The organism is Candidatus Planktophila sp., from assembly GCF_036734405.1.
In the GTDB taxonomy this organism is placed as follows: domain Bacteria; phylum Actinomycetota; class Actinomycetes; order Nanopelagicales; family Nanopelagicaceae; genus Planktophila.
On sequence record NZ_DAIMYR010000002.1, the window covers coordinates 140,363 to 163,565 of the forward strand.

General features: G+C 46.6%; 26 protein-coding genes. 22 read left to right on the top strand and 4 right to left on the bottom strand.

Translation table 11 applies throughout. The features are described from left to right. Window positions 1-4 precede the first annotated feature (4 nt). The 11 genes from dapA to AC9UC2_RS02840 all read left to right on the top strand — a co-directional run bounded on the left by dapA (window position 5) and on the right by AC9UC2_RS02840 (window position 10,070). On the top strand, window positions 5-895 hold the full coding sequence (gene dapA / locus AC9UC2_RS02790) for a 4-hydroxy-tetrahydrodipicolinate synthase (protein ID WP_509525063.1): 891 nt from the start codon (window positions 5-7) through the stop codon (window positions 893-895). Further along, window positions 895-2,577 carry a ribonuclease J gene (locus AC9UC2_RS02795; protein WP_509525066.1) on the top strand — a complete coding sequence of 561 codons (1,683 nt, stop codon included), beginning with the start codon at window positions 895-897 and terminating at the stop codon, window positions 2,575-2,577. Before dapA ends, AC9UC2_RS02795 begins: the two co-directional genes overlap by 1 nt. A gap of 52 nt (window positions 2,578-2,629) precedes the next feature. Continuing rightward, window positions 2,630-4,957: an FtsK/SpoIIIE family DNA translocase gene (locus tag AC9UC2_RS02800; protein ID WP_509525068.1), complete on the top strand. Its 2,328-nt coding sequence runs from the start codon at window positions 2,630-2,632 to the stop codon at window positions 4,955-4,957. A 122-nt stretch (window positions 4,958-5,079) separates the two neighbouring features. Beyond that, entirely contained in the window at window positions 5,080-5,823 is a 744-nt protein-coding gene (locus AC9UC2_RS02805; RefSeq protein ID WP_509525071.1) for a helix-turn-helix domain-containing protein, read from the top strand. A gap of 22 nt (window positions 5,824-5,845) precedes the next feature. After that, window positions 5,846-7,207: a 30S ribosomal protein S12 methylthiotransferase RimO gene (gene rimO / locus AC9UC2_RS02810; RefSeq protein ID WP_509525074.1), complete on the top strand. Its 1,362-nt coding sequence runs from the start codon at window positions 5,846-5,848 to the stop codon at window positions 7,205-7,207. Continuing rightward, window positions 7,204-7,749 (top strand): CDP-diacylglycerol--glycerol-3-phosphate 3-phosphatidyltransferase, encoded by a 546-nt coding sequence (gene pgsA / locus AC9UC2_RS02815; protein ID WP_509525077.1) that lies wholly within the window; start codon window positions 7,204-7,206, stop codon window positions 7,747-7,749. The genes rimO and pgsA overlap by 4 nt, the downstream gene beginning before the upstream one ends. Window positions 7,750-7,768: 19 nt before the next feature. After that, window positions 7,769-8,260: a CinA family protein gene (locus tag AC9UC2_RS02820; RefSeq protein WP_509525079.1), complete on the top strand. Its 492-nt coding sequence runs from the start codon at window positions 7,769-7,771 to the stop codon at window positions 8,258-8,260. 40 nt (window positions 8,261-8,300) lie between these two features. Continuing rightward, window positions 8,301-8,567, top strand: a complete 267-nt coding sequence (locus tag AC9UC2_RS02825) for a helix-turn-helix domain-containing protein (protein WP_509525081.1) — start codon at window positions 8,301-8,303, stop codon at window positions 8,565-8,567. Then, on the top strand, window positions 8,557-9,081 hold the full coding sequence (locus tag AC9UC2_RS02830; protein ID WP_509525084.1) for a TetR/AcrR family transcriptional regulator: 525 nt from the start codon (window positions 8,557-8,559) through the stop codon (window positions 9,079-9,081). Before AC9UC2_RS02825 ends, AC9UC2_RS02830 begins: the two co-directional genes overlap by 11 nt. After that, window positions 9,068-9,268 (top strand): DUF3046 domain-containing protein, encoded by a 201-nt coding sequence (locus tag AC9UC2_RS02835; protein ID WP_509525087.1) that lies wholly within the window; start codon window positions 9,068-9,070, stop codon window positions 9,266-9,268. The genes AC9UC2_RS02830 and AC9UC2_RS02835 overlap by 14 nt, the downstream gene beginning before the upstream one ends. Window position 9,269: 1 nt before the next feature. Further along, window positions 9,270-10,070, top strand: a complete 801-nt coding sequence (locus tag AC9UC2_RS02840; RefSeq protein ID WP_509525090.1) for an alpha/beta fold hydrolase — start codon at window positions 9,270-9,272, stop codon at window positions 10,068-10,070. Between the two features lie 7 nt (window positions 10,071-10,077). Here AC9UC2_RS02840 and yaaA read toward each other — a convergent pair whose 3' ends face one another. After that, the gene (yaaA, locus tag AC9UC2_RS02845; protein WP_509525093.1) at window positions 10,078-10,623 is read right to left on the bottom strand and encodes a peroxide stress protein YaaA; all 546 of its coding nucleotides are present in this window, start codon (window positions 10,621-10,623) and stop codon (window positions 10,078-10,080) included. 250 nt (window positions 10,624-10,873) lie between these two features. On the opposite strand from yaaA, the gene recA reads away from it, so the two are divergent. Then, a complete protein-coding gene (recA, locus tag AC9UC2_RS02850; protein ID WP_509525096.1) occupies window positions 10,874-11,968 on the top strand; it encodes a recombinase RecA in 1,095 nt (364 codons plus the stop codon). Window positions 11,969-11,974: 6 nt separating this feature from the next. Continuing rightward, entirely contained in the window at window positions 11,975-12,481 is a 507-nt protein-coding gene (locus tag AC9UC2_RS02855; RefSeq protein ID WP_509525098.1) for a regulatory protein RecX, read from the top strand. Here the strand turns inward: AC9UC2_RS02855 and AC9UC2_RS02860 are convergent. Then, window positions 12,441-13,157: an IclR family transcriptional regulator gene (locus tag AC9UC2_RS02860; protein ID WP_509525100.1), complete on the bottom strand. Its 717-nt coding sequence runs from the start codon at window positions 13,155-13,157 to the stop codon at window positions 12,441-12,443. The two genes, AC9UC2_RS02855 and AC9UC2_RS02860, sit on opposite strands and share 41 nt — an antisense overlap. A gap of 77 nt (window positions 13,158-13,234) precedes the next feature. Here AC9UC2_RS02860 and leuC point away from each other — a divergent pair, with 77 nt between their 5' ends. From leuC to AC9UC2_RS02890, 6 genes are all read left to right on the top strand, one after another. Continuing rightward, complete coding sequence (leuC, locus tag AC9UC2_RS02865) at window positions 13,235-14,626, top strand: 3-isopropylmalate dehydratase large subunit (RefSeq protein ID WP_509525103.1); 1,392 nt, start codon at window positions 13,235-13,237, stop codon at window positions 14,624-14,626. A 13-nt stretch (window positions 14,627-14,639) separates the two neighbouring features. Continuing rightward, window positions 14,640-15,239 carry a 3-isopropylmalate dehydratase small subunit gene (gene leuD, locus AC9UC2_RS02870; protein ID WP_509525105.1) on the top strand — a complete coding sequence of 200 codons (600 nt, stop codon included), beginning with the start codon at window positions 14,640-14,642 and terminating at the stop codon, window positions 15,237-15,239. A 236-nt stretch (window positions 15,240-15,475) separates the two neighbouring features. Further along, window positions 15,476-15,940 (top strand): HU family DNA-binding protein, encoded by a 465-nt coding sequence (locus AC9UC2_RS02875; RefSeq protein ID WP_509525106.1) that lies wholly within the window; start codon window positions 15,476-15,478, stop codon window positions 15,938-15,940. A 73-nt stretch (window positions 15,941-16,013) separates the two neighbouring features. Beyond that, the gene (locus AC9UC2_RS02880; protein ID WP_509525108.1) at window positions 16,014-16,796 is read left to right on the top strand and encodes a lysophospholipid acyltransferase family protein; all 783 of its coding nucleotides are present in this window, start codon (window positions 16,014-16,016) and stop codon (window positions 16,794-16,796) included. Beyond that, on the top strand, window positions 16,793-17,794 hold the full coding sequence (locus tag AC9UC2_RS02885; protein WP_509525109.1) for an NAD(P)H-dependent glycerol-3-phosphate dehydrogenase: 1,002 nt from the start codon (window positions 16,793-16,795) through the stop codon (window positions 17,792-17,794). The genes AC9UC2_RS02880 and AC9UC2_RS02885 overlap by 4 nt, the downstream gene beginning before the upstream one ends. Continuing rightward, window positions 17,791-18,819: a D-alanine--D-alanine ligase family protein gene (locus tag AC9UC2_RS02890; protein ID WP_509525110.1), complete on the top strand. Its 1,029-nt coding sequence runs from the start codon at window positions 17,791-17,793 to the stop codon at window positions 18,817-18,819. Before AC9UC2_RS02885 ends, AC9UC2_RS02890 begins: the two co-directional genes overlap by 4 nt. 9 nt (window positions 18,820-18,828) lie before the next feature. On the opposite strand, the gene AC9UC2_RS02895 is transcribed toward AC9UC2_RS02890, so the two are convergent. Then, window positions 18,829-19,068: an Lrp/AsnC family transcriptional regulator gene (locus AC9UC2_RS02895; RefSeq protein WP_509525112.1), complete on the bottom strand. Its 240-nt coding sequence runs from the start codon at window positions 19,066-19,068 to the stop codon at window positions 18,829-18,831. A gap of 75 nt (window positions 19,069-19,143) precedes the next feature. On the opposite strand from AC9UC2_RS02895, the gene thiL reads away from it, so the two are divergent. Beyond that, a complete protein-coding gene (gene thiL / locus AC9UC2_RS02900; RefSeq protein WP_509525114.1) occupies window positions 19,144-20,064 on the top strand; it encodes a thiamine-phosphate kinase in 921 nt (306 codons plus the stop codon). 12 nt (window positions 20,065-20,076) lie between these two features. Here the strand turns inward: thiL and rpmB are convergent, their stop codons facing one another. After that, a complete protein-coding gene (rpmB, locus tag AC9UC2_RS02905; protein ID WP_509525116.1) occupies window positions 20,077-20,262 on the bottom strand; it encodes a 50S ribosomal protein L28 in 186 nt (61 codons plus the stop codon). Window positions 20,263-20,420: 158 nt separating this feature from the next. Between rpmB and recG the strand changes: the two genes are divergently transcribed. Beyond that, window positions 20,421-22,598 carry an ATP-dependent DNA helicase RecG gene (gene recG, locus AC9UC2_RS02910; RefSeq protein ID WP_509525117.1) on the top strand — a complete coding sequence of 726 codons (2,178 nt, stop codon included), beginning with the start codon at window positions 20,421-20,423 and terminating at the stop codon, window positions 22,596-22,598. 4 nt (window positions 22,599-22,602) lie between these two features. Further along, window positions 22,603-23,172, top strand: a complete 570-nt coding sequence (rsmD, locus tag AC9UC2_RS02915; protein ID WP_509525119.1) for a 16S rRNA (guanine(966)-N(2))-methyltransferase RsmD — start codon at window positions 22,603-22,605, stop codon at window positions 23,170-23,172. Window positions 23,173-23,203: the final 31 nt, after the last annotated feature.

The window sequence follows — 23,203 nt, forward strand, 5'->3', positions numbered from 1 at the left end:
GCGCATGACAACTGCTGCCCCATTTGGACGACTACTGACGGCAATGGTTACCCCCTTCACAAAAGGAGGGGAGATTGATTGGGCCGGTATTGAAAAAATTGCTGCTCATCTTGTGGCAAACGGGCATGATGGAATTGTTGTCAATGGAACAACGGGTGAAGCTCCAACCACAAAATCTTCTGAGAAAGAAGAGATCATCCGCGTTGTTCGAAATACGGTTGGGCCCACAATTAAAGTTTTATCTGGTGCTGGTGATAATGAAACTGAGTATTCAATCAACCAGGCAAAGCGCACCGAAAAAGCTGGCGCTGATGGATTACTGGTTGTAACCCCGTACTACAACAAACCACCACAAGCCGGAATCGAAGCTCACTTCCGTGCAGTTGCTGATGCAACCGATCTTCCAATGATGATGTACGACATTCCAGGTCGTACTGGTGTTCCAATTGAACCTGACACTCTTGTTCGACTTTCTGAACACCCACGCATTGTTGCGCTAAAGGATGCAAAGGGTGATGTGGCATCTACATCGTGGGTAATCAAGCGTTGTGGAATTCCCGTGTATTCAGGGGATGACATTCTTAACCTTCCATTGCTGTCGGTCGGTGCTGTTGGTTTTGTTTCAGTGTGTGGACATACAGTGGGTAAGGATTTACGCGAACTACTTGATGCATGGTTTGCCGGAAACGCAGCTCGCGCACTAGAGATTCATCAAAAACTTCTTCCTGTATTCACGGGTACATTCCGCACTCAAGGTGCAATTCTTACTAAAGCTGCGCTCACACTTATGGGCCTACCTGGCGGCCACACTCGTCTTCCACTCGTCGATGCAACAGATGCACAGATTGCGCAGTTGCGCGAAGATCTGCGTGCTGGTGGCGTCGCAGTTAACTAATGAATCATCCACACCCAAACTTAAGTACTCCGCCCGCACTTGTTGATGGCGGTTTGCGAATTGTCGCACTTGGTGGATTAACTGAAATTGGTCGCAACATGACCGTTTTTGAATACAAATCAAAGCTACTTATTGTTGATTGTGGTGTCTTGTTTCCAGAAGATAATCAGCCTGGAATTGATTTGATTTTGCCCGATTTTTCATACATCAGAGATCGACTTCAGGATGTTGTAGCAATCTTCTTAACTCATGGCCACGAGGACCATATCGGCGCAGTTCCATATCTATTGCGCGAGCGTGGTGATATCGCGATTTATGGTTCAGCTTTGACGCTGGCATTAATAACTGCAAAGTTGAAGGAACACAGAATTTCCCCATTGACTCGTGAAGTGCGTGAAGGCGGAACTGAAGACATCGGTCCCTTTACGCTCGAATTTGTTGCGGTCAACCACTCGATTCCAGATGCGTTGGCGGTAGTTATTAACACCGATGCTGGTCGAGTACTTGCAACCGGTGATTTCAAAATGGATCAACTTCCATTAGATGGTCGAATTACAGATTTAAGGACTTTTGCGCGACTTGGTGAAGAAGGCGTTGATTTGTTCATGGTCGATTCAACAAATGCTGACATTCCAGGCTTTACTCCTTCTGAACGCGAAATCATGCCTGCGCTCAATCGGGTGATCTCATCGACTAAACGCCGAGTGATCGTGGCATCTTTTTCTTCACATGTTCACCGAGTTCAACAAGTAATTGATATTGCCGCACAACATGGGCGCAAGGTTGTTTTTATCGGTCGGTCAATGGTTCGAAACATGAAAATTGCTGAAGACATGGGTTACCTGCATGTACCAGCCGATCTTGTTATTGATGCAAAAGATCTGGATCAGTACGATGACAATGTTGTTTTGATTTGTACTGGGTCTCAAGGCGAACCAATGGCAGCACTTTCTCGAATGGCAAATGGTGACCATCAGATTCGTGTGGGTGAAGGCGATACGGTCATTCTGGCATCCTCGTTGATTCCTGGAAACGAGAATTCAGTATTTAGAGTCATTAATGAGTTAACTCGCTTTGGTGCCAGAGTTGTTCATAAAGCAAATGCAATGGTCCATGTTTCGGGTCACGCAGCAGCCGGTGAATTGCTGTACTGCTACAACATCGTAAAGCCAAAATATGTAATGCCAATCCATGGTGAATGGCGACACATGAAAGCAAATGCAGAGCTTGCTATCCAATCGGGTGTTCCTCGCGGCAACACTTTCATTGTTGATAATGGAGTCGTCATCGATTTAGTCAATCACGAGGCAGAAGTTGTCGGTGCTGTACCAGTCGGTTTTGTCTTTGTTGATGGGCAGAGCATTGGTGACATCACCGAAAGTTCACTAAAGGATCGAAGAATTCTCGGCGAAGAAGGTTTTATTTCATGCGTGGTAGTTATCGATTCGCAAAGCGGAAAAATAGTTGCAGGACCCGATATTCACGCCCGTGGCTTTAATGAAGATGCTGCAATGTTTGATGAAGTCAAAATGAGAATTGAAAAGGCACTTGCAATAGCAGTTGCAGATGGCAACAACGGTACCCATCAACTGTCGCAAATTGTGCGAAAAACTATTGGAGGCTGGGTCGGCGGAGAACATCGCCGAAAGCCGATGATTGTGCCTGTCGTTATTGAAGTTTAAGCAACGGCGCGCCTAGTAGGTTCACAATTGTTCACCCTTTACGATCGGGCGTGTGGCCAAAAGAAAAAAAGCAAAAAGTAAGACTGGAGCCGTAGGCGGAGCTCTTGGTCGTGGCCTTGCATCCATTTGGCGTTTCATTGCTAAATCTTTGGGAAGTGCCGTTCGCCTTGTAGCTCGAGGTGCTCGTGATTTAGATCCTGCTCATCAGCGTGATGGAATTGCCTTTCTAATTTTAATCTCTGCTCTTGTCGCGACAGCAGGTACCTGGTTTCACTCAGACAATATTGTTGGCAGAGCGCTGTATTCAGTTATTTATGGCGGGTTTGGTCAAATAGGTTTCTTTGCACCAGTTGTGCTTCTGTATTTTGCCTTTAGATTATTTAGAGTTCCAGAGGATTCAAAGGCGACTGGTCGAATCATTATTGGAACTTTGGCATTACTGCTTTCCTCAACTGGATTAGCCCACTTGCTCAATGGCTCTATTGGCACCGGGGCAACTGCGATGCGTGAAGGTGGCGGCTGGCTTGGTTATGCAGTTTCAACCCCACTTGTAACTCTGATGACTTCGGTGTTGGCATATCCAGTGTTATTCATTGTTTTTATTTTCGGAATTTTGGTGATTACAGCAACTCCAGTAAGTCAGGTCTTTGCAAGAATTGCTTCCGCAAGCAGCTGGATTTGGTCTAAACGACCAGAGCGTTCTGAAAAGGTTGAAGTAGATTTTGAGATTACCGACACGCCTCCCTTTGAATCACCAGTGGTTGCGCAATGGAACACACCTGCTGATGATGAAGAACTGGATGAAGAGAGCTTTGATGAAGAGTTTCCGGTAGAGGAACCATTTGCAACGGTTCCTCCAGTAAATGAAAACACTGTGGCGGTGAAGCGTCCTGAACAATTGTTGCTGACCGCCGATGTGAAGTATGAACTTCCTGCTCCAGATCTATTGCGAGCAGGTCCTGCCGCTAAGGCTAAGAGCAAAGCAAATGAAGTTGTAGTAGCTGCGCTGACTGAAGTGTTCCTACAGTTCGAAATTGATGCCAAGGTAACTGGTTTTATGCGTGGCCCGACTGTGACCCGCTATGAAGTCGAACTTGGAAACGCGGTAAAGGTAGAAAGAATTACAGCGCTGTCTAAGAATATTTCCTATGCTGTTGCCAGCAGTGATGTTCGAATTCTTTCCCCGATCCCTGGAAAATCTGCGGTCGGAATTGAAATTCCAAATGCTGATCGAGAGATTGTTGCTTTAGGTGATGTTTTACGCTCAACAGTTGCGGGTCAAGATTTACACCCAATGCTTGTGGCCTTAGGTAAAGATGTTGAAGGCAATTTTGTCTGCGCAAACCTTGCCAAGATGCCGCACCTTTTGGTGGCAGGTGCAACGGGTGCCGGTAAGTCATCCATGATTAATGCGATGATTACCTCGATCTTGATGCGCTCTACACCAGATGATGTTCGCTTAGTTTTGATTGACCCTAAGAGAGTAGAGCTCAATGCCTACGAAGGTATTCCACATTTAATAACTCCAATCATTACTAATCCCAAGAAGGCTGCCGATGCTTTGACTTGGGTGGTTCGAGAGATGGATCTTCGTTATGAAGATCTTTCAACCTTTGGCTTTAGACACATCGATGATTTCAATAAGGCGGTTCGCGCGGGCAAGGTAATCGTTCCCGAAGGCAGCGATCGAGTTGTTGAGCCTTATCCATATTTATTGGTAATTATTGATGAACTTGCAGACTTGATGATGGTTGCCGCCAAAGAGGTTGAAGAATCAGTTGTGCGCATAACTCAGCTTGCAAGATCAGCTGGAATTCACTTGGTTCTTGCAACACAGCGCCCTTCAGTAGATGTTGTAACGGGCTTGATCAAAGCAAATGTTCCTTCACGTTTGTCCTTTGCTACAAGCTCGCTTGCAGATAGTCGAGTTATTTTAGATAGCCCTGGTGCTGAAAAACTCGTGGGCCAAGGCGACGGTCTCTTTATTCCTATGGGTGCAAGCAGAGCAATCCGAATTCAAGGCGCCTATGTATCTGAACGTGAAATTGAAGCAGTTACAAGTCATGTGAAGAAGCAACTTAAGCCGCGCTATCGCGAAGATGTGACAGCGCCAGTCAATCAAATGAAGATGGTTGATAAAGAAATCGGCGATGATTTAGATATCTTGTGCCAAGCCGTTGAACTTGTTGTTGGAACACAATTTGGATCTACTTCAATGCTTCAGCGAAAGTTGCGTGTTGGTTTTGCTAAAGCTGGTCGCTTAATGGACCTGATGGAGTCTCGCGGAATTGTCGGCCCTTCCGAAGGTTCCAAGGCCCGCACCGTCTTGGTGAAGCCAGATGAACTTGATTCAGTGCTAGCAACGCTTCGGGAGTATTAATTCTGAGTTAATGGAGGGTTACTGAGAAAGTTTCACCCCTTCTGTTCACACCTGCACCTAGTCACCCTAACCCCGAGCGACTTACACTTAGACCTCACCCTGTCCTGTATTAAGGATGTCTAATGTCACTTGGATCAATGATTTCTAAGGCGCGTAAAGATGCTGGCCTTAGCATCGATGATCTTTCGGCAGCCACAAATATCCGCGGAACTTTACTTCGCGAAATGGAAGCAAACAATTTTTCTCAATGTGGTGGCGAAACTTACGCGCGTGGCCATTTAAGAAATATAGCAATCAAGCTAAATGTTGATCAGCAAATTTTTCTGACCGCATTTGAAGATGAGCAGATGCATGTAGATCGAACCATGCAAGATTTACTTGTTGAAAACAATGTCATGCGTGAACCTAAAGAAGCCCGAAAAGTTTCTTGGAAAGTGTTAGTCACAATTTCAGTGGCTTCATTGTTTGTGGCCGGCCTTGCTCAAATTATTGTTTCTAACAACTCAACGCCAGATATTCCTGTGGCAATTGAAGAGTCACCAACCGCTTCTGCATCACCAGATGCAACAGTTGCAGAAGAAACACTTCCAACTGATGAAGCCACAATTTCTACTGGCCAAGGTGTCGAAGTGATTGTCGCTGCAACTCGTGCAAAGAGCTGGCTCTTTGTGTCAGATTCATCTGGCCGAGTGCTTTTTAGCGGACAGATCGCTACAGGTGTCACGAAAACTTTTTCCTCAGATCTGACATTAAATCTGAAAATTGGCAATGCAGGGGGAGTGGATTTGTCAGTTAATGGCAAAAAGATCGATTCTGTGGGAGCCGATGGCCAAGTCGTTAGCGTGTCGTACGGGGTAGATTCCTAATTCCCTATTGCACTGTAAGATTGTGCAAATGAAGCGCACAGTTGCAGTTGTCACTTTAGGGTGCGCACGAAATGAAGTTGATTCTGAAGAATTGGCTGGTCGTTTAGCAGCCGATGGCTGGACCCTTGTTGATGATGTTGAATCAGCTGAAGTTGCCTTGGTAAACACATGTGGTTTTATCGAATCAGCCAAAAAAGACTCAGTTGACGCGCTGCTAGAAGCTAATTCACTTAAAGGTCATGGAACAACTCGTGCGGTAGTTGCCGTTGGTTGTATGGCAGAGCGGTACGGAAATGAACTAGCAGAAGCCCTTCCCGAAGCTGATGCAATTTTAGGTTTTGATGACTACAAGGATATTTCTGCACGACTGCAATCAATTATTGCTGGCGAAAAACACAAGCCACATGTTCCTCGTGATCGTCGTGCATTACTTCCGATAGCACCCGCTGAGCGGGCCGATGCCAGAGAAGTAGAAGAGTTTTCTCGAAAGCGTCTAGGCAACGCTCCTTGGGCGCCATTAAAGATTGCATCTGGTTGTGACCGTCGCTGCTCTTTCTGCGCAATTCCATATTTCCGCGGTTCATTTGTGTCGCGCCGTCCGACTGAAATCATTTCTGAGGCCAGATGGCTTGCTGAAAACGGCGTCTCTGAAATGTTTTTGGTCAGCGAGAACACAACCTCTTACGGTAAAGATCTAGGGGATCTTCAGTTAATGGAGAAGATTCTTCCTGAAATCGCGGCGCTGCCAGGTGTGGAGCGCGTTCGACTTTCATATCTGCAACCGGCAGAAATGCGCCCAACCTTGCTGCAGGCGATGATTGCAACTGATAAAACCGCTCCGTACTTTGATCTTTCCTTCCAACACACGAGCCCAACAGTTCTGCGCCGCATGCGCCGCTTTGGTGACACTGAAAAGTTTTTACATTTAATCAGCCAAATTCGCGCTCTATCACCAGAGGCTGGCATCCGCTCTAACTTTATTGTTGGGTTTCCCGGTGAAACGCAAGAGGATTTCGATGATCTAGCAAACTTTATTACTCTAGCCAAACTAGATGCAGTGGGTGTCTTTGGTTATTCAGATGAAGATAAAACTGAAGCGTTAGATTTAGCAGACAAGGTTGATGCCGATGTAATCGCACAACGCGTCGAAACCTTGTCCGCCTTGGCTGATGAGATGGTTTCTTTACGTGCTCAAGCGCGAATTGGCGAAACTGTAAGAGTTTTAATTGAGGATGCCGAGCTACAAGAAGGCCGCGCTGCCCATCAAGGTCCAGAAGTAGATGGAACAACGACTTTTATTGGAACTGATTTTGCGGTGGGCCAGTATGTCGATGCAGTAGTTATCGATTCAATGGGTGCAGATTTGGTGGCTAAACCTCTATGAAGTTGCCAGGGTTTATAACGCCTAATTTCATCACTGTCATGCGACTGGTATTTGTTCCAGTTGGCGCCTACACCTTGTTCAAAAATGGGGGAGATGACACCACGTGGCAGTACATCTCATGGTGTGTATTTTTTGCTTTGGGAATGTCAGATGTCCTAGATGGAAAGCTTGCTCGCAGCCGTGGAACGATTACAGAGTTTGGAAAGTTTTTAGATCCAGTCGCAGATAAGTTCATGATCGGTACTGCCATGGTTTCACTATCAATTCTTGGTCGAATGCCTTGGTGGATCACAATTGTTATCTTGACCCGCGAAATTGGAATTACAATTTTTCGATTAGCTGTTATCAAGCGCGGAGTGATTCCAGCTAACAGGGGTGGAAAGATCAAAGCCATGATGCAAGGCTTTGGCGTCGGCTTCTACGTTTTACCTCTGGATGAGAGTCTTTATTGGTTCCGTGATGGTTTTATGTACATTGCCATCGCGCTCACTATCTTTACCGGCGCTTACTATGTAAAGTCTGCCTTCACAACAAAGAAATAGAAACGAAGAGAGATTACCCATGGCGCTTCCAAACGAGATTCTTGGCTTTGCCGCCGAGATCGTTGAGCACTTGCGCCAGCGCGGAGAAACAATAAGCACTGCAGAATCTTTAACCGCAGGAGCTGTAAGTTCTGCACTTGTCACAATCTCGGGTGCATCGGATGTTTTCGTTGGTGGCATGACTGCTTATCGCGATGAAATCAAAGTTTCACATCTTGGAGTCGATGCTGCAGTAATTGAAAAATATTCAGTGATCAGCGAAGAAGTTGCCATTGCTATGGCCAAGGGAGCGATTAAATCCTTTGGCACCACGTGGGCGATTGGCACCACCGGTGTGGCAGGACCTAACCCACTAGATGGCCATCCAGTTGGCGCGGTCTGGGTTGCGATCGAAGGACCCATCAGCCAAACCATCGAACTATCTTTGTCAGGTGAACGTGAATCTGTGCGAAACGCAGCTACATCAAGCGCGATAGCCACCTTTGCCCGTATCCTTAGACATCGAGCATAAAGAACTCGTCGAAACTTTGACACAAGAGAGGGGAATGACAATGGTTCTAGTACGTGAAGCAGTTGGTCAGACCCTTCGCGCTGCCCGCACTTCGCAAGGCCGCACACTTCGAGATGTTGCCCGCGATGCTCGTGTTTCTTTGGGATATTTATCTGAAGTTGAACGTGGTCAAAAAGAGGCCTCCTCTGAACTGCTTAACGCAATTTGTACAGCGCTAGGTCTGACACTTTCCGGAGTATTTTCACAAGTTGCTTCAGAGCTCAAGAGCCGTGAGGGCGTCACTCTCACTGTTGTCGATGCCGCTTAACAAGTACGCGCCACAAGTAGCAACTCATCGCCGTACACAATCAGCAATTCTTCAAGCAACTAAAGATTTAATTGCAACTACGGGCCTTAAAAAAATGTCCATGATTGAAATCGCAGATGCTTCACAAGTTTCACGCGCAACTTTGTACAACCACTACCGTGACAAAGAAAGTGTTTTGTCGGCGTTGTGTGAATCTGAAATGGCGCGCATAGTTACGCTTGCCCAATCATCAGGGGATGCAGCAACAGCATTAGAGCTGATATCTCGAGAAATTTCGCACGATGTGGCACTTGCTGCGATCCGTCGCAATGATCCGGAAATTTTGACGCTTGCTTTTGCTGCACAAGATCATCTGTTGTGGAAAGCATTTTCGGTAGCAATAAGTCACATCGTGGGGGATCAGAACAAGAGCGAACTAGTAGTACGTTGGCTACTGGGACAAGCGCTGTCTCCACTATCCCCAGATCAATCGCGCTCTCAAGCACAAGGTATTGCTGGCATTGCGAATCTCTGACCTACGCGAGCGAATCACTTTGTCCTTTGGTGATTCATGGGCGCCATCTTTTTCTTCAGATATCGCATTGTCTGAATTAGGTAGCAAGAGTGTCAATGAAGCTTTAGCTGCCGGGTTTGAGCCAGATATTATTTGGAAAGCGGTGTGCAAGGCCCATCCAAACGAGACCGAAAAGTACAGATACTAAAATGCCGATTAACTCCCATCGATATACGCAAGATCTAAACAACCCGGCACTTGTCCTAGTGCATGGTTTGGGTTCTGCTGGAACAATTTGGAAGAGCCTTGTTCCAGAATTGATAGAAAGTTTTACGGTCTATGCCATTGACCTTCCCGGACATGGCGAAGCACCGCTGACCGAGAATGAAGCAATGGATCCACGCTCTCTTGCCCAGGCGATCGTTGATTACATGGTTTCTCAGGTAGGCATAGAAAAAATGCACGTTGCCGGAAATTCATTAGGTGGGTGGATTGCCTTAGAAATGGCCGCCGTCGCTCCCGATAATGTTTTAAGTGTTACAGCTTTAGCGCCAGCAGGCTTGTGGTATGAACAGCCACCACGAAAGTTGCCACCAAGTCTTGATGCGCGAATCCTTGCGAAAATTTCGCAGTACTTCATGAAGACTGCGTATCGAATCCCATTACTAAAAGCTATTGGATATAAAAAGATTACACATTTGTGGCGAGAGTTAAGTTTTGAATCTTGTCGCGATTCAGTAATTGCAATGGCTAAATCAAAGGGATACACGCCGATGTGGCATGGTGCAAATGGACGCAGGTTTGAATCGCAGGTGCCTGAAAAAGTTAAGCTCTCAGTGGTTTTTGGTGATGCCGATTTGATGTTGCCAGAAGAGATCGCACAGGAAAAAAGTGTTGCACCTAAGCATTCGCGATGGATTGTGGTCGACAACTGCGCGCATGTAATTATGTGGAACTATCCAACTTTAACCGTTGAACTGATCAAAAAGACTGCAGTGATGGCGTCATAAGGACGCCTTAGCAATACACCTCTAGCACGTGTGGATTCTTTTTGTCCCCACTAATTAACTGGCATTCAAATGTCTGAGCAACAATTTTTTGTAATTCTTCGGGATTCATTGGTATCTGCGAAGCCTTTAAAATTTCATGAGTAACTTCACCACGGGTCTTTTTTGACATGTGTGTGATTACCTTCTTAACGCCAGCAACATGTGTAAAAACTTTGATCTCAACGGTAATGGCAACGGGGGATTGCCAGACAATTTGATAAGTAGATGAACGACAGTCGATGATTAATTCGGATTCAGCCCCATCTAATGCCTGTGCAACTTGAGCAGCCATCTTTTTGTTATTGATTTTTTCTTTGTACGACTGGATTGGATCCATGGGCCGCACGACCCCGTACTTGGCCGAAATAATGGCGATCGAAGCTTGACCGAGCTTCTGCTGCGCCTTGTTCAGGTGAGCCCACCCCAAAGCGGCGTAGAGAACCCCCGTATAGACCTGGATTGCCGGGCCTGGGGTGGGGGATTTCTTCTCCGAAGGTGGCAACAGGATCAACACTGGCCCAGTATGCCCGTGGCGACACGCTGTGGCCTTGTCAGTGGCCCCTGATACCTTTCGAACAGATGTTCGGATAAACTTGTCACATCATGAGAAATTGTGATGCCAGCCAGAGCGGTTCCAACCTCCGCCCGCATGCGATCCACACCTTGTGTGGGGGTCAAGCGGTCCGTCGTTGGGTCTCCGTACCTTCTGGGCCAGACCAAAACGTTTTTGCATAACGCAAGACGTTCTATCGAAAGGAATGTAAGTGGCTACTGAAAAAAGTAATAAAGCTAACGATGCAGCACAAGATAAAGCCAACAGCGAACGCCAAAAAGCGCTCGACACAGCCCTAGCCCAGATCGAACGTCAATTTGGTAAAGGCTCAGTAATGAAGATGTCAGAGCGACAGAACACAGTGATCGAAGTAATTCCAACTGGTTCAATCGCACTCGATATCGCACTTGGTATTGGTGGACTTCCACGCGGTCGTGTTGTTGAAATTTACGGACCAGAATCTTCAGGTAAGACAACTCTTACTTTGCATGCAATTGCTAACGCGCAAAAGGCCGGCGGTATCTGTGCATTCATCGATGCAGAGCATGCATTTGATTCAGAGTATGCAAAAAAGCTTGGCGTTGACATTGATGCGCTGCTTGTTTCACAGCCAGATACTGGTGAGCAAGCTCTAGAAATCATGGACATGCTTATTCGCTCAGGTGCACTTGATCTAGTTGTAGTTGACTCAGTTGCAGCACTTGTTCCTCGCGCTGAAATTGAAGGCGAGATGGGCGACTCACATATGGGTCTACAAGCTCGTTTGATGTCTCAGGCGCTTCGTAAAATTACTGGCGCACTTCACCAATCAAAGACAACAGCGATCTTTATCAACCAGCTGCGTGACAAGATCGGTGTGTTCTTTGGTTCCCCTGAAACTACAACAGGTGGAAAGGCGCTGAAGTTCTACGCCTCTGTTCGTTTAGATATCCGTCGTATTGAAACCCTTAAGGATGGCCAAGAATCTGTCGGTAACCGTACCCGCGTAAAGGTTGTTAAGAACAAGATGGCTCCACCATTTAAACAAGCTGAATTCGACATCATTTATGGAACTGGAATTTCACGTGAAGGTTCATTGATCGACATGGGTGTAGATATTGGCATCGTCAAGAAATCAGGAGCTTGGTACACCTACGAAGCTGATCAATTGGGACAGGGTAAGGAGAATGCTCGTGCATTCCTCTTGGATAACCCAGATCTAGCAAATGATATTGAGACAAAGATCCGCGCACACTTTGTTCCGGTCGAGGTCGATCCAGCACTAGTTGCTGCTATCGATGAGGCCGCCGCAGAGGTGGATTTCTAAGCTCCAATGCTGGAGTACTCCAAAGTTGACCACGAGGCTGACCCTTACTCAATTGCAAATACCATCGCATTAAATGCTTTGGTTGCGCGGGCCAAGAGTAAGGGTGAGCTTCTGGCTCACCTAAAAAAGCGTGGAGTCGAAGATGATGTTGCACATGCAACAATCTTTCGGCTTCAAGAAAAAGGCTTGATTAACGATTCCGAATTTGCAAAGGCGTGGACTCAATCTCGCCATACCTCTAAGAAATTATCTAAAAGAATCATTGCTGGTGAACTTCGTACTAGGGGAGTAGATCAGCAAAGCATCGATGAGGCTTTGGATGAGATTGATGATGAGTCTGAATATCGCACCGCCTTTTCTTTGGCGATGCGTAAGTACAGCACCATGAGTCGTTTTGAAGCTGAGGTTCAGATTCGCAGAATTCAATCTCTCTTGCAGCGAAAAGGTTTTTCCTTTTCAACTATTTCGAGAGTTATTCGCGAGTTAGGTATTCAGTCAGACGAGCAGTGGTAGCAACTACTGCAGCAGCATGAATGCGGCCTGGTTGACGTCCTAGACGTTCAATTGGGCCGCTAATGCTTACGGCGGCGATAACTTTGCCATTAGGCGCACGCACCGGTGCAGACACTGAGGCAACTCCAGCTTCACGTTCACCAACAGATTGCGCCCAACCGCGACGACGATCTGCCGATAGTTGCGCCGCGGTAAAACGCGCATTAGTTAAACCGCGGTGAATCTTTTCTGAATCTTCCCACGCCAACAAAATTTGAGCCGCAGAACCTGCCTGCATGGTTAAGGCCGCACCAACAGGCACAGAGTCTCTAAGTCCTGAAAGGCGCTCTGCCACTGCAACACAAATGCGAAGATCACCTTGGCGGCGATACAACTGAGCACTTTCACCTGTTGCATCACGTAGGGCAGATAATGCAGGGGCTGCGGCAGCTAGCAAACGATCTTCGCCTGCAGCTGCGCCTAGTTCGCCGGAACGTGGTCCTAAAATAAAACGTCCGGTTAGATCTCGGGCGACTAAGCGATGAAACTCAAGGGCCACAGCCAATCGGTGGGCGGTTGGGCGAGCTATGCCAGTTGCGGCCACCAGCTCTGCAAGTGAATGCGGGCCAGCCTCTAATGTGCTTAGAATTGACACCGCTTTGTCTAATACGCCAACTCCGCTATTCTTTGTGTTCACAGAGTGATATTAGCATCTCAGTATGTGAAATATCAATCTAGAAGCAATTGAGCACTAAACAAAGGAGCACCAGGGCCGTGGGTAAAACGTTAGCAGAGAAGATTTGGGCAGAGCATGTTGTTCGCTCAGCACAAGGTGAACCAGATCTTGTTTACATTGATCTGCATCTAATCCATGAAGTAACAAGCCCACAGGCATTTGATGGCTTGCGCCTTACCGGTCGCCCTGTACGTCGCCCTGACTTAACAATTGCTACCGAAGACCACAATGTTCCGACAATAGATATTGATAAGCCGATTGCCGACCCAGTGTCAAAGCTGCAGGTCGATACCTTGCGCGCAAACTGTAAAGAATTTGGCGTTCGAATTCACTCGCTGGGAGATAAGGATCAAGGAGTTGTTCACGTCGTTGGACCGCAACTTGGAATCACTCAGCCAGGCATGACTATTGTGTGTGGAGATTCCCATACTTCAACTCATGGTGCTTTTGGTGCGCTCGCTTTTGGAATTGGAACATCAGAGGTAGAACATGTTTTGGCTACACAAACTCTGCCATTGCTACGCCCTAAGACGATGGCAATAAATGTCGAAGGCACATTAAAGCCAGGGGTTACATCGAAGGACATTATTTTGGCAATCATTGCGAAAATCGGAACCGGTGGCGGCCAAGGCTATGTCATCGAATATCGCGGAAGTGCAATTCGTGCTTTATCGATGGAATCCCGTATGACGGTTTGCAATATGTCAATCGAAGCTGGTGCACGTGCAGGTTTAATCGCACCAGATCAAACAACATTTGATTACATCAAGGGTAAGCCACACGCACCTGAAGATTTTGATGCTGCGTTGTCTTATTGGAAGACCTTGTTTACCGATTCAGATGCACAATTTGATGTCGAAGTTAATCTGAACGCCGATGAACTTGAACCATTTGTAACGTGGGGAACTAACCCAGGCCAAGGTTTACCGCTCAATGGTGTTGTGCCTAACCCAGCAGATTTTGCCGATACTGAAGCGCGAACCGCTGCAGAGCGTGCACTTGTTTACATGGGTCTAGAAGCTGGAACTCCTCTCAAGAAGATAGCGATTGACACTGTTTTCTTGGGCTCTTGTACCAACGGTCGTATCGAAGATTTGCGCGCAGCTGCCGATGTTTTGAAGGGCAAAAAGATTGCGTCAACTCTTCGCATGTTGGTCGTTCCTGGTTCTGCGCGAGTTCGACTAGAAGCAGAAGCTGAAGGTCTGGATAAGGTCTTTCTTGAGGCAGGAGCTGAATGGCGAAATGCTGGTTGTTCAATGTGCCTCGGCATGAATCCAGATCAGCTTGCAGTTGGCGAGCGTTCTGCATCAACTTCAAACCGAAACTTTGAAGGCCGTCAAGGTAAGGGCGGAAGAACTCACCTGGTTAGTCCACTTGTAGCAGCAGCAACAGCGCTGCGCGGAACTCTTTCTTCACCTGCGGATCTGTAAGGAGCATCTGATTATGGAAAAATTCATCACTCATGTTGGAACTGGAGTTCCACTACGTCGTAGCAATGTAGATACTGATCAGATCATTCCTGCTGTTTACCTGAAGCGCGTAACGAGAAGCGGTTTCGAGGACGGCTTATTTGCAGCCTGGCGCAATGATCCCGAGTTCGTGCTCAATCAACCTGCTTACAAGAGCGGAACAGTTCTGGTAGCAGGTGCCGATTTTGGTACAGGTTCATCACGTGAACACGCAGTGTGGGCGCTTCAGAATTATGGCTTTAAAGTTGTTATTTCTAGCCGCTTTGCAGATATCTTCCGCGGTAATTCGCTTAAGGGTGGGTTGCTAACAATCATCCTTGATCAATCTGATGTAGAAGCGATGTGGGATGCGATTGAATCCGATCCAGCAACCCAGATCACTGTAGACCTTGAAAATCGTGCAGTTTCTTACGCGGGCAAGAGCTTGCCATTTGCCATCGATGACTACACGCGCTGGCGTTTAATGGAAGGTTTAGATGACATCGGTTTGACCTTAAAACAAACTGATTTCATTGACTCTTTTGAGAAAAATCGCCCAGCGTACAAACCTGCAACCTTGCCGATTCGTTCTTAGTTAGCCAAAACAAGCGTAAATTAAGGTTTTTTTCTAAGGGTGAGATCACTTGTGTAAAACTCTCAATCATTGATTTAGGGTTTTCTACGCATAAAAAAAGCATTTTTTGCGCTTTTTCAATAAATAAAAAAATGCGACACGCGCATTTCAATAACCTCATCACCCCTTGTATGCGCGTAAGTTTATGAACACGTTAGGCAGTGGCTTAACATTTACGCGTAAATAAGGGGATTTCAATGAATAAGGCCCAATTCATTGCTGCGTTAGCACCACACTTCAACGACAGCAAGAAGGAAGCAGCTCACGCTGTAGATATCGTTTTTGACACAATCGTTCGTAACCTTTCAAAGGGCGAAGATGTAATGATCAACGATTTCGGTAAGTTCAAGAAGGTTGATCGCAAGGCACGTATGGGACGTAACCCATTTACTGGCGAGACAATCAAGATCAAGGCTTCAAAGAAGGCTCGCTTCCTACCTGCAAAGGCACTTAAGGAAGTTATCTCAGGAGACCGCAAGCTAGCTCCAGCACCAAAGCCAGAGCCAAAGGCTGTTGCTAAGCCAGCAGCTAAGAAGGCAGCTCCAAAGAAGGCTGCAAAGAAGACTGCTAAGAAGGCAGCTCCAAAGAAGGCGGCTAAGAAGTCACCTGCAAAGAAGAAGCCAGCAGCGAAGAAGGTTGTAAAGAAGGGTAAGAAGAAGTAATTCTTTTTACTTTAAAGACGGGGTCGGCTAACGCTGGCCCCGTTTTTGCATGTACAGCACTACTATTAATCACATGACGGAGTACAAAGTTTCATACGCTCCTCCAACGGGAAAACCGCTTGGGACAAATTTCGCTTTCAAAATTGGCACCAAGGTTGTAATTCCACTTCTGAACCTAGTCGGCAAGAAAGTTTGGCGCGGCGGAGAGAAACTTCCCAAGACTGGCAAAATTATTGTGGCCAGTAACCATGTTTCATACCTAGATGTTTTATTCCTAACTCACTTCCTGTTTAGAAATGGACGAGCTCCCAGGTACATCGGCAAAGAGGGTGTTTTTAAAGTCCCTGTAATTGGAAAGATTATTCTGGCCGCAGGCATGGTTCCAGTTGCCAGAGAAAGTAAGGATGCATCAAAAGCATTAGATCATGCCGTTAAATTGTTAGAACGTGGTCATTGCGTTGGTGTTTACCCCGAAGGCACCTTAACTCGTGATCCTGGTGGTTGGCCCATGGTTGCAAAAACAGGGTTGGCCAGATTAGCAATTGCTACGCAAACACCAATTGTTCCAATTGCACAATGGGGATCTCAGATCGTGATGCCAACGTATGAAAAGAAAATTAAATTTTTTCCGCGAACACCCATCAAGATTTTAGTTGGAAAACCGCTTGATCTTTCTCCCTGGTACGGAAAAGAAAATGATCAAGATGCATTGCGTGAAGCGACTGCATTTGTGATGCGTGAACTCACTGATTTATTGGAAGAGCTGCGTGGCGAAAAACGCCCAGTTGAGATTTTTGACCCCCATAATTCAACACTGCCTAGAACCGGAAACTTTAAGAAGGCAAAAAAGAAGTGAGCAAGGTTGTAGTTCTTGGCGCAGGTCAGTGGGGGACCACGATGGCGCAAGTTCTTTGCGATGCTGGTAACCATGTTTTGATGTGGGGACGCAGCCAAGAACTAGTAGATGAAGTAAATCAAAGGCACACTAACTCCAAGTATTTAGATGAGAGCATTTTGCCAGTTGGCTTGAAAGCAACCTCTTCACTTACTGAAGCCTTTGAGTATTCCAATATTTATGTCTTAGCAATTCCTGCACAAACTTTGCGTGAAAACCTAAATACTTGGAAACCTTTGTTTCAGCCCAATGCCTTAATTATCAGTTCATTAAAAGGTATTGAAGTCAGCACAATGTCTCGCATGACTGAAATTGTCTCTGAAGTTCTTCAAACTCACAACGTTGCCATTATTACCGGCCCAAATCTTGCTAATGAGCTGGTTTTGCGCCAACCTGCGGGCGCCGTTGCTGCAGCCCCCACAATTGCCATCGCTGAAAAAGTTCAACAACTCTTTACGACACCGTATTACCGGGTGTACACATCGGTAGATGTCTTGGGGTGTGAATTAGCTGGCGCCATCAAAAGCGTTATTGCGCTGGCAGTTGGAATGTCCATTGGTATGGGGTACGGCGAGAACACTCAAGCGATGTTGATTACTCGTGGACTCAATGAAGTAGCACGCTTATGTGCAGCACATAATGCTGACCCTCTCAGTGCAGCTGGGCTGGCTGGAATGGGAGATCTAGTTGCCAGTTGTGGATCAGCGCTTTCTCGCAACCGCACCTTTGGTGAAGTCTTGGGAAAGAGCGGATCAATGGATGTGGCGCGAACTAAAGTGGCCAAGACCGTTGAAGGTGTAGCTTCATCGAGCGCGGTTCTTGAAATCGCACACCGCGTGGGCATAGAAGTTCCAGTTATTGAAGCGGTAGCAGATGTGGTTGCAGGAACCTTGACTCCTGAGCAAGCGATAGATCGACTTATGGAAATTACAACCAAGGCGGAGATTTTCATCCGATGAGCCAATTAACTGTCGCGATTATTTGTGGGGGACCCAGCAGCGAGCACGAAGTCTCATGTGTTTCTGGAGGAGGTGTTTTAAAGGGCTTAGATACCAAACTTTTCACACCGCTTTTGATTGGCATTACAAAAGCAGGTAAATGGGTTGCACTTGAAAACAATTACCCGTTAGCGATAGTTAACAAGGTGATGCCTACGATCCAGGACAATGGAACTTCGGTTGAGCTGGCACAGGGCGGTCTAGTAATCGATGGAAAATTTGTCCACGTGGATTGTGTGTTTCCGGTACTGCATGGCGAATTTGGCGAAGATGGAAAGATTCAGCAGTTGCTAGAAAATGTTGGTATTGCTTATGTAGGCAGTGGCGTCAAAGCATCTGCAGATGCGATGGATAAAGCGCGGGCCAAAGAGCTATTTACTGCAGCAGGCATGAAGGTTGCACCAGGAATTGTTCTAAAAAAGGGTGATGCACGCCCAGACCCCACGACAATTTCCTATCCAGTCTTTGTAAAGCCTTCTAGTGGCGGATCAAGCCGTGGCACTCATAAAGTTAAATCAGCAGATCAACTCGGCGCGGCGATTGATGATGCATTTTCATACGATGACAAAGTTTTGATTGAAAATGCGATTGCAGGTCGTGAAATAGAGTGCGCCGTCCTTGAGCGTGATGGAACCAGCTACGCATCTGTTGTGGGCGAAATAGTGGTAAATCCGCAATTTGAATTCTATGATTTTGAAGCAAAGTATTTAGATGATGCAACGACAGTAAAAATTCCGGCTGCAATTCCCGAAGAAGATGCGCAATTGATACAGATCGCTGCCATGCAAGCTTTCGATGCCTTGGGGTGTGCTGGATTAGCTCGTTGTGATTTCTTTTATACCCACGACAACCAAATCATTGTTAATGAAATCAACACGATGCCAGGATTTACTGGCACAAGTGTTTACCCGAAATTATGGGATGCAACCGGGGTTAGCTATAGCGCCTTAATTACTGGATTGATCGACTCTGCCCTTAGTAAGTAGGCAAGAAAATTAGCTCAGGTGTGTAACTGGGCAAGTCAAAGTGCGAGTAATTCCAGGAACGCCTTGAACTTTAGAGAGCACTAAACGACCGAACTCTTCCATGCTTGAAGCTTCTGCACGCATGATTACATCGTAAGGACCAGTGACACCTTCAGACAAAGTTACGCCAGGGATCTTTGCTACAGCATCTGCAACTCCAGTTGCCTTGCCTACTTCAGTTTGAATCAAGATGAAAGCCTGTACTGACATGTGAAGTCCCTTCTGGTCGATGACCCAACGTTACCGCAGATGAGCCCGACCAGGTAGTCCAATAGGCTAAGCGGTATGAACTTCGATGAGGCAGAGGTAATTGCCGCACTGGCACGCATCTTTGGCACATCGGGGCGAGGAGTCGAGATCGGAATCGGCGATGATGCTGCGGTAGTAAAAACTTCTGAGCGAACTGCAATCACAACCGATGTTGCCGTTGAAGGAACTCATTTCAACACTGCATGGAGCAGCGCCTTTGATATTGGTCGAAAGATCACCGCGGCAAATCTGGCAGATGTGTATGCAATGGGTGGTTCACCTAGATATTTGGTTGCTGCCGTAACTCTTACCGGTCAAGAGTCTATGGAATGGATTGAGGAACTTGCCGAAGGAATTGCGCACGAGGCAAGTGGTTGTGGTGCATATGTTGTGGGGGGCGATCTAGCAAAAGGGCCTTGTATATCTATTGCGATAACAGCTATTGGACAGGTTGATACCGCTATCACTAGAACCGGTGCACAAATTGGTGATTCGATTTATATATCGTCTTTGCCGGGGTGGTCTGCTGCAGGACTTGCGATCATTGACAAAGATTTAGATGGAGATATTGCTCTGCACGCGGTATCAGAATTTTCTGCGCCAACAGTTGATTATGCGGCAGCGGTTCAATTTTCAAATGGAAAAGTTACTTCGATGTGTGACATCAGCGATGCTCTGATTATTCAGGCAAATCAAGTTGCTCAAGCATCCGGAGTTCACTTTGCAATTGATCAAGAATTAATCCGCAGCAATGCCGAATTCATGACCTTAAGCGAGTTAGCCGAATCGGTTGGGGAAGATGTGTGGCAATGGATTCTTGCTGGCGGCGAAGATCATGTGTTTCTAGCAACTGGAAGAGATTTAGGGGGGTTTTGTATTGGCGAAGTACAACAAGGCACCGGTGTAAGTGGCGTAGAAATGAAAAAAGCGCCAGATACCTGGCGCCACTTTCAATAACTAAACTTTAAATTAACGTGTAACTTTTCCAGCCTTTAGGCATGAAGTACAGACGTTTTGACGCTTTGCAGTTCCACCAACAAGGGTGCGAACGCGCTGGATGTTTGGATTCCAACGACGACGGGTCTTGACCTGTGAGTGAGAAACATTGTTTCCAAAGCTTGGGCCTTTGCCACAGATATCGCATGTTGATGCCACAGCGGTACTCCTTTTATTTATTCTGTTGAACTCGTTCCAATGGGAACAGGGCGTAAGGGTACCCCGTAGGCGGGGGAGGAAGCCAATTTCAGCGGGATAGCAGCAACTCTCATGCTCAGGTAAGGCAGATAATCCTGATTGCGGGGGAGAATGCTCGCGTGGCGACATTAGAGAGCAAGGTATCGGCCGTTGTTGGCGACCGTACCGCCAAGGTTCTCAATACCGTTTTCGGGATGTCCACGGTTGGCGATCTGGTGCGCCATTACCCACGCCGGTACATGGTCCGCGGCGAATTATCCGATATCTCGCAACTTCGCGAAGGGGATGAGACCACAATTTTGGCGCAGATTTATTCGACAACTAATCGCCCCTTACGTGGACGCAAAGGGAGCATCCTTGAAGTCGTTGTTACCGACGGAACTGACAAGTTATCGCTGACATTTTTCAATCAGGCTTGGCGTGAAAAAGATTTAAAGGTTGGTCGTCAAGGTTTGTTTGCCGGAAAAGTTGGAGTCTTTAATAACAAGAAGCAATTAGCACACCCTGATTACGAGTTGATTCCTGATGGTTCAGATGTAGACACAGCAGTGGAAGGTTTTGCAGGAAAGTTTCTGCCTGTTTATCCAGCATCATCCAAGCTTCCATCGTGGAAGATTTCTCAATGTGCCCAACTTGCTATCGGAGCACTGGATGAAGTTGAAGACTTTTTGCCAGAAAGTATTCGTGAAAGGCACAGTTATCCAACGCTGCAGCAAGCCTTGGTTCAACTGCATCAGCCTGCAGATCTTGATCATGCCGAGAAAGCACGCGAACGACTTACATTTGATGAGGCTTTTCTGCTGCAAGCACTTTTAGTTTTACGACGCAATCAATTGAAGAAGCTAAATTCAACATCTAGAAAGCGAATATCTGGCGGGCTACTTGATGCCTTTGATAGAGCTTTGCCTTTTGAATTAACTGCAGGACAAATTGCTGTGTGTAAAGAGATTGAAAGTGATTTAGCCCAGCCACATCCCATGCATCGATTACTTCAGGGTGAAGTTGGCTCAGGTAAAACTATTGTGGCTTTGCGCGCCATGTTGGCAGTTGTTGATAGCGGAGGACAGGCTGCATTGTTAGCACCTACCGAAGTCTTGGCAGCTCAACATCTTCGAACTATTCAGAAGCAATTAGGAACTCTGGCGCAAGGCGGAATGCTGGGCGGCTCAGATTCAGGAACACAAGTAACGCTGATTACAGGTTCACAATCGGTGCAAGCAAGGCGAGAAGCACTTGCAAAGGCAGCTGATGGAACTGCAGGAATTGTGATTGGTACTCATGCGTTATTGGGTGAATCAGTCGTTTTCAAAGATCTTGGTTTAATCGTTGTTGATGAACAACATAGATTTGGAGTTGAGCAACGAGATGCCCTGAAAGAAAAAGCAGTTTTGCCGCCGCACTTGTTAGTAATGACAGCAACGCCAATTCCTAGAACTGTAGCTATGACCGTTTTTGGTGATTTAGATGTCTCAACCTTGCGCGAACTTCCTTTAGGCCGCCAACCAATCACAACTCATGTGGTGCCTGTGAAAGAAAAACCTAATTACATGGAGCGTGCGTGGCAGCGAATTCGGGAAGAGGTGACACAAGGACATCAGGCATACGTAGTTGCGCCTCGAATTTCAGCTGATCCAGATGCAGGGGCGGATGCGGATTTAGATTTTCTCTTTGGCGAAGAATCTGATGAAATTTCATCGGTTGAAGAGTTAGCCCCAATGTTGCACGCAGGCCCATTGCAGGGGCTCAAAATTGCCATTTTGCACGGCCGTTTATCTGCTGATGAAAAAGATGCCACCATGCAAGCTTTTTCCAAGGGTGAAATTGATGTTTTGGTTTCAACCACAGTCATCGAAGTTGGTGTGGATGTTCCCAATGCAACAATTATGGTGATCATGGATGCCGATAGGTTTGGCGTATCTCAATTGCACCAATTAAGAGGTCGCGTGGGACGTGGTACATCAGCAGGCCTTTGTCTTTTAGTCTCACACTGTGAGGATTTAACTCCTGCTCGAGAGCGACTGAACGCAGTTGCTGCAACAGTTGATGGCTTTGAATTGTCCAGAATCGATCTTGAGCAAAGACGAGAGGGCGATGTTCTAGGTGCCAGCCAATCTGGAACACAGTCACATTTGCGCTTACTACGTGTTCTGCGTGATGAATCCTTGATTGAGCTTGCACGCGAGGATGCTGAGCAACTGATTGCAAAAGATAATGATTTAACCAACTATCCTTTGCTTAGAAAAGAGCTTGCCCAATTACAGCGAGATCAAGCCGTCGATTACTTGGATAAGGGTTAGTACATTGAGAATCATTGCAGGCGTTGCGCGCGGTCGAACTCTTGGTTCTGTAGCAGGTGCAACTAGACCTACTTCAGATCGAGCACGAGAGGGACTTTTTTCTTCGTTAACTTCAGAGTTTGGAAGTTTTGAAGGTTTACATATCCTTGATCTTTTCGGTGGATCTGGTGCTATTGCTCTGGAATCACTATCTCGTGGGGCAACGTTGGTTCATGTTGTTGAAAAGGATGATGAAGCTCAAAAGACAATTGAAAATAACTATGAACTAGTTAAGAAATCTAATCCAAGTGGAAAGCTCCAACTGTTTGGAATGAGTGCTGAACGTTTTTTGAAAGAGTTACCAAAAACAAAGTATCACTTGGTATATATCGATCCTCCGTATGATTTCACCAATCAAGCAGTCGAAGATGTGTTGAGTGCACTATATGACGGAGAATTCTTAAGCAGTGATGCCTTTATTGCTGTTGAACGAACTGCACGAGGGGCTCAATTCATTTGGCCTGCTGCTTATGCGCCCGCTCGCGAGCGAAACTATGGGCAAGCGACCATTTATTACGCTAATTATCAGCCGTAAGAATGGATAACTGGGCGCCATCTTGCTAGCG